Origin of the sequence: Arthrobacter sp. Bi26 (assembly GCF_918697925.1) — a bacterium.
GTDB lineage: Bacteria > Actinomycetota > Actinomycetes > Actinomycetales > Micrococcaceae > Arthrobacter.
This window is the reverse complement of sequence record NZ_CAKKMF010000065.1, coordinates 19,490-29,489: the sequence shown is the minus strand read 5'-3', so window position 1 is coordinate 29,489 and position 10,000 is coordinate 19,490. Positions and strand designations below refer to the sequence as shown.

Here is a 10,000-nt window from a genome sequence, read left to right as displayed (position 1 = left end):
ACAGTCCTAGAATGGAGTATGGCCGGTTCCGAAGTCATTGAGGTGGAACACAAGTACAGCCCTTCGGAATCCGACGCCCTCCCGCAACTGGGAGCAATCCAAGGGGTGGCTCGCGTCGGGCAACCCGTTACAGAGCAGCTGGACGCCGTCTACTTTGATACTGAGGCACTGGCGCTGGCCGCACGGCGGATCACCCTGCGCCGCCGGTCCGGCGGTCCGGATGCCGGCTGGCACCTCAAACTCCCAGTCACCGCGGGGGAGCGGCGGGAGATAGGGGAGCCGCTTGGAGGCGACCAGGATGCCGTGCCGGAGCTTTTGCGCCAGTTAGTGCTTGTTCACACCCGCAGCCAGATGCTGGTGCCCGTGGCACGCGTCAAGACGAACCGGAGTTCGACCCCCTTGTACGCCGCCGACGGCGCCGTCCTGGCCCAGTTCAGCGACGACCACGTCGAGGCGCAATCCCTGTTAGCCCCGGCAGCACCGTCTCGGTGGCGGGAGTGGGAGATTGAACTCGCCGACGGTCCCCGGCAGCTGCTCCAGGACGCCGACGCACTGCTCGCAGCTGAGGGAGTCCCCGTCTCCTCCCTGCCGTCCAAGCTGGCCAGGGCTCTCGGATCCACCTATCCGGGGGATCCCGAAGCCGCCCCAAAGCCGAGCCGGCACGGGCCGGCCTCGGACGTCGCGCTGTCCTACATGTTCCAACAGGCAGGCGCCCTGAAGTTCCATGACCCGGGAGTCAGAGTCGATGCGCCCGATGCCGTGCATCAACTTCGGGTGTCCGCGCGCCGGTTACGGTCAGCATTGGCGACCTTCCGGAAGCTCACAGATGGGACGACCGCCAAGTTCCTGCGGGCCGAACTCCAGTGGCTCGCCGGCACCGTGGGCCAGGCCCGGGACACCGAGGTCATCCGCGCCAGGCTGAAGGACATGCTCGACGCCGAACCACGGGAGCTGTTGATCGGTCCGGTTGCGCAGCAAGTCGAAGAGCACCTCGGCACCATCCAGCAGCAGGGCCGTGCCGCAGGCTTGGCGGCGCTGGACAGCGACCGCTACTTCCGTCTCCTCGATTCCCTCGATGCCTTCCTTGCAGCACCTCCACTCAGCGCCTCAGCAGAAAACGAAGCGCTGCGGACGGTTGGACGGCTCGTCTCAGGGGAACGAAAGCGCCTGAACGCAGCGGTCCGCGCCGTAGACAGCGCCACCGGACGGGGGCCGCAGGATGTTGCACTGCACGAAGTTCGAAAGAGCGCCAAGCGGCTCCGCTATGCCGCTGAAGCCGCCTCCCCGATTTTCGGCAAACAAGCAACTGCCCTTGCCCGGGCCGCGGAGGGCATCCAGGAAATACTCGGAGACTTCCAGGACAGCGTGGTCACCCGACAAACCCTGCTCACACTCGCGGCAGAGTCCGCGGCCAACGGAGGCAACGGATTCAGCTACGGGCGCTTACATGCCTTGGAACAGCTACGCGGGGATCAGGCCCGCGCACGGTTTTACGATATGTGGCAACAGTCCAGACCGAAACCCTTGAACTGGAAGTAGCCGCGATAAATTCAGCGCTGCGAAAGAGAGAGCCCGATGACCGAACCCCACACCGGTATTGCGGCCATATGGTCGGACGGACTCGGCCGGGCCAGCATCCGATCCGTCCAGGCCCTCACGGTGGCCGCCCTCGCATGGGCGATCATCTGGACCGCGACCCGTGTTCCACTCGTCATCATCCCGGTCCTGATTGCCGTCATCCTGGCCGCCGCCATCTCGCCGCTGGTCCGCTGGCTCACGGAGCGCTCCTGGCCGCGGGCCCTCGCCGTCGTAGCCTCATTCGTGGCCATCCTCGCTGTCGTCGGCGGCATCATCACCGGCATCGTGATCCTGGTCTCCCGCCAGTGGGCAGAGCTCTCAGCCCACGCCGCCGCCGGGGTTGCCCAACTGCACTCCTTCCTCACCACCGGACCTGTCCCAATCAGCGACATACAGATCACCGCCGCCATCGACTCGGTGCGGGAGTTCTTCACCTCCAGCACCTTCGGTGCAGAAGCCCTCATCGGGGCACGCACCGTGGGGGAAATCTTCGCCGGCGCCATCTTGATGGTCGTGACGCTGTTCTTCTTCCTCAAGGACGGGCCTGAGATCCGGACCTTTCTCATCGGCTTCCTTCCCGCTGACCACCGCGCCAAGGCACGCCTGGCCGCAGACCGCAGCACCGTCGTCCTGGGCGGTTACGTCCGCGGCACCGCAATCGTCGCCGCAATCGACGGTCTTGTCGTCGGGATCACCCTCGTCATCCTGGGAGTTCCCCTGGCCCTTCCGCTGGGCGTATTCATCTTCATGGGCGGATTCATCCCGATCATCGGGGCCACCGTTGCAGGTACCCTCGCCATCGCCGTCGCCCTGATCTCCAAAGGCCCCGTTCAGGCGCTCATCGTCCTCGCCGTCGTCATCGGCGTGAACCAGCTTGAACACCACTTCCTGCAGCCGGTCCTGATGGGCAAAGTGCTCAGAATCCACGGGCTGGCCATTCTGCTCGCCCTGGCTGCCGGCACCCTGCTCGCAGGCATCGTTGGAGCGCTGCTGGCCGTGCCGATCACCGCCGTGGCCTGGACCGTCCTCAAGACGTGGTCCGGCCGCGATCCGCTGCCCGAGCCTGAGCAGCCGGGTGAGGCAGAGCCGCAATAACAAAGCAGACACAAAAAAACACCCTGGAATCCTTGGATTCCAGGGTGTTTCCTGTTGTGCGCGGAGGGGGACTTGAACCCCCACCCCCTTTCGAGGACTAGCACCTCAAGCTAGCGCGTCTGCCATTCCGCCACCCGCGCAGGTGGTAATTCCGGGAACGTTTTCGCCTTTCAGCGTTTTGCTTTTCTCGGAAGCAGCGAGAAAGACTCTAGCACGACTTTTCCGGAAACAAATAATCGGGGCTTTGCGGGGGCGTGTGGGTAGGCTGAAGCCAGCAATTGAGCCACCCGCCACGAGGAGCCGCAATGACTGACAACCGGACCGAACCCAGGCCCGAGGACGAGGTCGTCAGGATCTGCCAAGAGCTGATCCGCATCGACACATCCAACTACGGTGACGGCTCCGGCCCCGGTGAACGCGCGGCCGCCGAATACACCGCCGGGCTCATGGCGGAAGTCGGGCTGGAGGCCGAAATTTTCGAGGCCGCCCCCGGCCGCGCCAGCGTGGTGACCCGGCTGGCAGGGGAGGACTCCTCGGCCAGCGCCCTGGTGGTCCACGGCCACTTGGACGTCGTCCCGGCCCTCCGCGAGCAGTGGTCCGTTGACCCCTTCGGCGCCGAACTGAAAGACGGCCTGATCTGGGGGCGCGGCGCCGTGGACATGAAGGACATGGACGCCATGATCCTGTCTGTGCTGCGCAACTTCGCCCGCACGGGCCGCAAACCCAAGCGGGACCTCATCTTCGCGTTCTTCGCCGACGAGGAAGCCGGCGGCACCTACGGCGCCCGCTACGCCGTCGACAAGCGGCCCGAACTCTTTGAGGGCGCCACGGAAGCGATCTCCGAGGTCGGCGGCTTTTCCGCCACCATCGGCGGGCAGCGCACCTATCTGCTCCAGACGGCGGAAAAGGGCCTCTCCTGGCTGCGCCTTGTTGCCCATGGCCGCGCAGGCCACGGCTCGCAGATCAACACCGACAACGCCGTGACCCGGCTTGCCGGTGCGGTCTCCCGGATTGGTGCGTACAACTGGCCGATCGAGCTCACACCGACCACCCGGCAGTTCCTCGACGGAGTCACCGAACTCACCGGCGTCGAATTCGATCCGGACGATCCGGACAAGATCCTCAAGGAACTCGGCACGGTGGCCCGCTTTGTCGGCGCCACACTGCAGAACACCACCAATCCCACCCTGCTCAAGGGCGGCTACAAGCACAACGTCATTCCGGAGTCGGCCGAGGCCCTCATCGACTGCCGGACCCTGCCCGGGCAGGAGCAGCAGGTCCTGGAGATCGTGCGGGAGCTTGCCGGCACCGGCGTGGACATCAGCTACGTGCACAACGACGTCTCGCTGGAGGTGCCGTTCGCCGGCAACCTCGTCGATTCGATGATCGATGCCCTGCATTCCGAGGATCCGGGCGCCAAGGTGTTGCCGTACACGCTGTCCGGCGGGACCGACAACAAGTCCCTGAGCCGGCTGGGCATCACCGGCTATGGCTTCGCCCCGTTGATGCTCCCGGACGAACTCGACTTCACTGGCATGTTCCACGGCGTCGACGAACGCGTCCCGGCGGATTCCTTGAAATTTGGGGCGCGGGTGCTCGACACCCTGCTCACCAACTACTGAGCGGACACCCGGCCATGACGCCCGAGGACATCCTTAGCGGGCCGCTGCTGGAACGGATCCGGGGACGCGCCGCCGGCTACGACCGCGACAACGCCTTCTTCCACGAGGACCTTGCCGAGCTGAAGGCGGCCGGCTATCTGAAGATTTTTGTCCCCGCGGCCGACGGCGGCCTCGGACTCAGGCTGGCGGAAGCGGCGCAGCTGCAGCGGCTTCTGGCGACGGCGGCGCCGGCCACCGCACTTGCCGTCAACATGCACCTGGTGTGGACCGGCGTCGCCCAGGTGCTGGCCGCCCGGGGTGACCCCTCGCTGGATTTCATCCTGCAGGAGGCTGCGCAGGGGGAGGTCTTTGCCTTCGGCAATTCGGAGGCCGGTAACGACTCCGTGCTGTTCGATTCCCGCACCGAGGCCGTCCCCCTGCCCGACGGCGGCTACAGCTTCACCGGCCGCAAGATCTTCACGAGCCTGTCACCGGCGTGGACCCGGCTGGGGATTTTCGGGAAGGACTCCTCCGCCCAGGACGGCGCCGGGGAACTGGTCCACGGATTCATGACCCGGGAAACGCCCGGCTACGAGATTCTGCCGGACTGGGACACGCTCGGCATGCGGGCCAGCCAGTCCAACACGACCCTCCTGGACGGCGCCGTCGTGCCGGCGGAAAGGATCTTCCGGAAACTGCCGGTGGGCCCGAACGCCGACCCCCTGATCTTCGCGATCTTTGCCTGCTTCGAAACCCTGCTCGCCGCGGTCTATACGGGAATCGGCGAACGGGCCCTCACGCTCGGGGTTGAAGCGGTCAAGCGCCGGACGTCATTCAAGAACGGCGGCCGCAGCTACGCCCAGGACCCGGACATCCGCTGGAAGGTGGCAGAGGCGGCGATGGCCATGGATGCGCTCTACCCGCAGCTGTCCCGCGTGGCGGCCGACGTCGACGGACTCGTAGACCACGGCGGCCAGTGGTTCCCCCGGCTCGTGGGCCTCAAGGTCAGGGCCACGGAAACGGCGCGCGCCGTGGTGGATCTCGCCATCCGGGTATCCGGAGGGTCCAGCTACTTCCGCGGCTCCGAGCTGGAGCGGTTGTACCGGGATGTGCTGGCCGGCATGTTCCACCCGTCAGACGACGAGTCGGCGCACAACACTGTGGCGAACGCCTGGCTGGGCCCGCTGGACCCACCCTAAGGCGGCCCCGGGGTCCGCGGCGTTGGTCGCCCCGCTCCCGGCCGATGCCCGTGGTTTCAGCGCCGGGGGAGTCCTAGACGGTGCGCTGGACCTGGATGACTTTCCGGCGCAACCAGAAACGCCGCCCGCCGCCCACGTAGAGGCGGCTGCGTTCCAGTTCCCATTTGCCGTACTCGGAATGCTCCACGAGCCGCCGGCGTGCCTCAGGCAGGGAATCCTCAGGACCGACCGTCAGGACGAGGTACTCGTACTGCTTCACATAGTCCCGTTCCCGCCGGACCGAGCTGCTCAGAAAATGTTCTTTCATTGCTCTCCATTTTCGTCTTTTTCCGACTAACGTGAAGTCATGAGCATCGATCCGCGTGTCGCGCTTCAGTCACTGACCTCTGCATTGGAAGAACACCTGGCGGCGGCTTCCGCCCGCAGAAGTGATGGGGATCCCGCGGTCGAGGCGGCGTTCTTCGCCGTTGCTGACGCCTTTGAAGTCTACGACGACGCCCTGTATGAGGCGTATGGGGAAGTGACGCCCCTGGAAGTGATCGACGGCGACGAAGACGACGATGACGAAGACGACATCGACGACGAAGAGGACCTCGAGATCCTGCAGAACTCAGAGAACTGACAGGCTCAGGGAACGGACAAACCCAGAGAATCAGGTCCTGCGGAACCCCCGGACCGGCCTCAGGCCGGGTCGGACACATCCTCGAGGGCCTGGGCGATCTCCGGCGGAAGCGGCGCGAGGGCCGAATCCAGGATCTCCTTGAGCTGAACCTGCGTCCGGGGGCCGACCACCGCGGTGGCCACCCCTTGCTGGGACAGGAGCCAGCTCAGCGACACATCCAGGGGCGTCCGGCCGAGCCCCTTCGCCGCCATGGCGACGGCTTCCACCACGCTTGACGCCGGCGCCTCGAGATAAGGCTCCACGTACGTGGCGAGCCGCTGGTTGGCGGCACGGGAATCCCCGGGAATGTGCCCGCGGTATTTACCGCTCAGGACGCCGCGTCCGATCGGACCCCAGGCCATCAGGCCGAGCCCGGCGTCCTCGATGGCCGGAATCAGTTCAATCTCCGCGCTGCGCTGCAGGAGCGAGTATTCGGACTGGTTGGCCACGAGGGGAAAGCCCGCAATGGCGGCGGCCTTGGCTGTCTGCCAGCCGTTGAAATTGGAGACGCCGGCGTAACGTGCCCGGCCGGACCGCACGGCGTGGTCCAGCGCGGACAGGGTCTCCTCCAGCGGCACATTTGAATCCCAGGCGTGCGCGAACCAGAGATCCACATAGTCGGTGCCCAGCCGGGCAAGGCTCGCGTCAAGCCCGGAGAGCATGCCGTTGCGGGACGTGTCGACGCTGCGGCGCCCGTCCGCCGTCGTCAGTCCGGCCTTCGTGGAGATCACCACTTCGGAACGGGCGACGACGTCGCCCAGCATTCCGCCGAGCATCGCCTCGGCCTGCCCGTCGGCGTAGGATGCCGCGGTGTCGATCAGGGTTCCGCCGGCATCGACGAAGGACCGCACCAGGGCGGCCGCATCCTGTTCCTCGGTTTCCCGGGCCCAGGACATGGTGCCAAGGGATAGGGCGGACACGCGCAACCCACTGTTGCCGACATAACGCTGCTGCATGCCAGCAAGCTTACGGGGATTCGCCCTGCTTCATAACGTAGGGTCTATAAACGTGAACTGGATACAAGCGGCTCTGCTGGGCCTGGTACAGGGGCTGACCGAGTTCCTCCCGATTTCCTCGAGCGCCCATCTGCGGATTGTCGGCGCCTTCCTGCCGGAGGCGTCAGACCCCGGCGCGGCCTTTACGGCCATCACCCAGCTGGGCACCGAGACGGCTGTAATTGTCTATTTCTGGCGCGACATCCTGCGGATCATCCGCGCGTGGTCCGCTTCGCTGACCGGCAAAGCGTCCCGGCATGACCCGGATGCGCGCATGGGCTGGCTGGTGATCCTGGGCAGCGTCCCGATCATCGTCCTCGGCCTGTTGTTCCAGGACCAGATCGAGTCGGTGCTCCGCAGCCTATGGGGCGTCGCGACCATGCTGATTGTGTTCGGCATGGTCCTCGCGGTGGCCGACACCATCGGCCGGCAGAACCGCGAACTGACGCAGCTGACCTACAAACATGGCCTATATTACGGACTCGCGCAGGCCCTGGCCCTGTTCCCTGGCGTGTCCCGCTCCGGCGGCACCATCAGCGCCGGGCTCCTGATGGGCTACACCCGTGAGGCGGCGGCCCGGTATTCGTTCCTGCTGGCCATCCCCGCCGTGTTCGGCAGCGGCCTGTACCAGCTGTACAAGGTGGTTTCCAAGGAAGGCATCACCGGCCCGTACGGGCTCGCGGAAACGGCCCTGGCCACCGTGATCGCCTTCATTGTGGGCTACGTCATCATTGGCTGGTTCCTGAAGTACGTCTCCACCCGCGGCTACCGGCTCTTTGTCTGGTACCGGATCCTCCTGGGTATGTCCCTGTTCCTGCTGCTCGGTTTCAATGTCATCAGCGCCTAGCACTAGGCTTGGGCTGTGAAATCCTGGATCTCCCGCCCTGTTGCCCAGCTCCCCGGCAGCATGCCCGCCGTGCGCCTCTTCGACACCGCCAAGGGCGGAATCGTCACCCTGGAGGCCACCGGTGAGCAGTCCATGTATGTCTGCGGCATCACCCCCTATGACGCCACGCACATGGGCCACGCGGCCAGCTATGTCGCCTTCGACCTCCTGAACCGCGCGTGGCGGGACGGCCGCCAGCACGTCGCCTACGTCCAGAACGTGACCGACGTCGACGATCCCCTCCTGGAGCGCGCGACGGCCACCGGCGTCGACTGGCGCGAACTCGCCGCGAGCCAGATCGAGCTTTTCCAGACCGACATGGAGGCCCTGAACGTCCTCGCCCCGGATCACTACATCGGTGCCGTCGAGGCCGTTCCCCTGATCGTTCCCGCCATCGAGCGCCTCCTGCACAGCGGGCTCGCGTACCGCGTCCCCGGCACCGGCGGCGAGCCCGACGGCGACGTGTACTACGACGTCGAAGCCGCCGGGAAACACTCGGCCGACGCCGTCGACGCCTGGACCCTGGGATCGATTTCCGGCCTCTCCGACGCCGAAATGCTGGAACTCTTCGCCGAACGCGGCGGAGACCCGGGCCGGGCCGGGAAGCGCCAGGCGCTGGACCCGCTGCTTTGGCGGGTTGCCCGCGAGGGCGAGCCCCGCTGGCCCGGCGGCGAGCTGGGGGAGGGCCGGCCCGGCTGGCACGTCGAATGCACCGTAATCGCCCAGGAGTACCTACCCAAGCCGTTTACCGTCCAAGGCGGCGGCTCGGACCTCGTCTTCCCGCACCACGAAATGGGTGCCGGCCACGCGTACTCGCTGGCCGGCGTGCCGCTGGCCCGCCACTTCGCGCACGCAGGCATGGTGGGCCTCGACGGGGAAAAGATGAGCAAGTCCAAGGGCAACCTGGTCCTGGTCTCCAGGCTCCGCGCCGACGGGGAAGAGCCGGCCGCAATCCGCCTGGCGATCCTGGCCCACCACTACCGCACGGACTGGTCCTGGACCGTCGACGGGTTCGCCGAAGCCAAAGACCGGCTCCGCACCTGGCGCGAGGCCCTCGCCGTGGCTCCCCACGGCTCCGCCGCGGCCCTGATCGGCCGGATGCGGACCGAACTCGCCAACGACCTCAACGCGCCCGGCGCCCTCGCCGCCGTCGACGTCTGGGCCAAGTCCGCCCTGGAATCCCCGGGGACCGCCGCGGCCACGGACGCCGCGCTGGTGAACGACGCCGTCAACGCCCTGCTCGGCGTCGAGCTCTAACCCGCCGCCTCGGCCGATCAGGACGAAGCGGCGTCGATGATCTTCTGGTCACCCTCGTTGATGGCCTTGACCACGGCGTCGTAGTCACCACTTTCGACAGCCTTGCTGACCCTCTTGGTGGCCTTGTCGATCGCCTTGTCGACTCGGTCGAGGTAGAGGTCGTCGACGAGGGCCACGATCGCCGAGGAGCCCGGCGGCAGCCACTCGTCCGCGTTGACGCCGATGGCCTTCTCCTCGTGCCGCTTCCTGATGGCGCCAACACCTGCGCCGATTCCGGCACCGATCACGCCGGACAGCAGGAGCGGCGGAGCGAACAGACCGACCACCAGCCCGCCGATGGCGCCGGCCGTAGTGCCGCCGGCGACCAGTCCGCCCCCGTGCTCCTTGACCTCGGTCTTGCCCGAAGCGTCACGCGACAGGACCACCGCAGCAGCCACGGCCGCGTCGTCCATGCTTTTGATCGCCTTGAAATCCTCTGCCGCCGAGTCCTCGTCGGCGTACGAGGACACGAACAAGGTGTAGTTGTGCTCTGACATGGTGTGACCTCCACTGGGTTCTGGCCGGCGTAACGGCCACTCCGCTTCTTCCTCGACGCTGCCGGTCCCGAGGGTGTCGGACAGAACCGAATCCCGAGCGGGGGGGAGGCCTGCCCGGCCCAGGCCGGGACGGTACCCCAACCGGTAGCGCAGGTCCCACTCTTGCCCCGACAGGCGCCCACCGGCAGGGTC

The 10,000-nt window shown here is 66.5% G+C and carries 10 protein-coding genes and 1 tRNA gene; 7 read left to right on the top strand and 4 right to left on the bottom strand.

The window, feature by feature from the left end; all coding sequences use genetic code 11:
* Window positions 1-1,539 (top strand): CYTH and CHAD domain-containing protein (locus tag LQV16_RS16545; RefSeq protein WP_229994990.1); only part of this gene is annotated, 1,539 nt, incomplete at its 5' end.
* Window positions 1,540-1,575: 36 nt separating this feature from the next.
* Entirely contained in the window at window positions 1,576-2,673 is a 1,098-nt protein-coding gene (locus tag LQV16_RS16540) for an AI-2E family transporter (protein ID WP_229994989.1), read from the top strand.
* A gap of 57 nt (window positions 2,674-2,730) precedes the next feature.
* Here LQV16_RS16540 and LQV16_RS16535 read toward each other — a convergent pair.
* Window positions 2,731-2,813: transfer RNA gene (locus LQV16_RS16535), tRNA-Leu, on the bottom strand.
* 165 nt (window positions 2,814-2,978) lie between these two features.
* Between LQV16_RS16535 and LQV16_RS16530 the strand changes: the two genes are divergently transcribed.
* Window positions 2,979-4,295: a M20/M25/M40 family metallo-hydrolase gene (locus tag LQV16_RS16530; RefSeq protein WP_229994988.1), complete on the top strand. Its 1,317-nt coding sequence runs from the start codon at window positions 2,979-2,981 to the stop codon at window positions 4,293-4,295.
* A gap of 14 nt (window positions 4,296-4,309) precedes the next feature.
* On the top strand, window positions 4,310-5,473 hold the full coding sequence (locus LQV16_RS16525) for an acyl-CoA dehydrogenase family protein (RefSeq protein ID WP_229994987.1): 1,164 nt from the start codon (window positions 4,310-4,312) through the stop codon (window positions 5,471-5,473).
* Window positions 5,474-5,546: 73 nt separating this feature from the next.
* Here LQV16_RS16525 and LQV16_RS16520 read toward each other — a convergent pair whose 3' ends face one another.
* Window positions 5,547-5,780 carry a DUF5703 family protein gene (locus LQV16_RS16520; protein ID WP_018772920.1) on the bottom strand — a complete coding sequence of 78 codons (234 nt, stop codon included), beginning with the start codon at window positions 5,778-5,780 and terminating at the stop codon, window positions 5,547-5,549.
* Between the two features lie 39 nt (window positions 5,781-5,819).
* On the opposite strand from LQV16_RS16520, the gene LQV16_RS16515 reads away from it, so the two are divergent.
* Window positions 5,820-6,095, top strand: a complete 276-nt coding sequence (locus LQV16_RS16515) for a hypothetical protein (RefSeq protein WP_229994986.1) — start codon at window positions 5,820-5,822, stop codon at window positions 6,093-6,095.
* Window positions 6,096-6,154: 59 nt separating this feature from the next.
* Here LQV16_RS16515 and LQV16_RS16510 read toward each other — a convergent pair whose 3' ends face one another.
* A complete protein-coding gene (locus LQV16_RS16510) occupies window positions 6,155-7,090 on the bottom strand; it encodes an aldo/keto reductase (protein WP_229994985.1) in 936 nt (311 codons plus the stop codon).
* Between the two features lie 52 nt (window positions 7,091-7,142).
* Here LQV16_RS16510 and LQV16_RS16505 point away from each other — a divergent pair, with 52 nt between their 5' ends.
* Together LQV16_RS16505 and mshC are read left to right on the top strand one after the other, a co-directional pair.
* Window positions 7,143-7,976, top strand: coding sequence for an undecaprenyl-diphosphate phosphatase (locus LQV16_RS16505; RefSeq protein WP_229994984.1), 834 nt, complete (start codon window positions 7,143-7,145; stop codon window positions 7,974-7,976).
* A 15-nt stretch (window positions 7,977-7,991) separates the two neighbouring features.
* Window positions 7,992-9,272, top strand: coding sequence for a cysteine--1-D-myo-inosityl 2-amino-2-deoxy-alpha-D-glucopyranoside ligase (mshC, locus tag LQV16_RS16500; protein ID WP_229994983.1), 1,281 nt, complete (start codon window positions 7,992-7,994; stop codon window positions 9,270-9,272).
* Window positions 9,273-9,289: 17 nt separating this feature from the next.
* Here the strand turns inward: mshC and LQV16_RS16495 are convergent, their stop codons facing one another.
* Window positions 9,290-9,808, bottom strand: coding sequence for a DUF1269 domain-containing protein (locus tag LQV16_RS16495; protein ID WP_229994982.1), 519 nt, complete (start codon window positions 9,806-9,808; stop codon window positions 9,290-9,292).
* Window positions 9,809-10,000 lie beyond the last annotated feature (192 nt).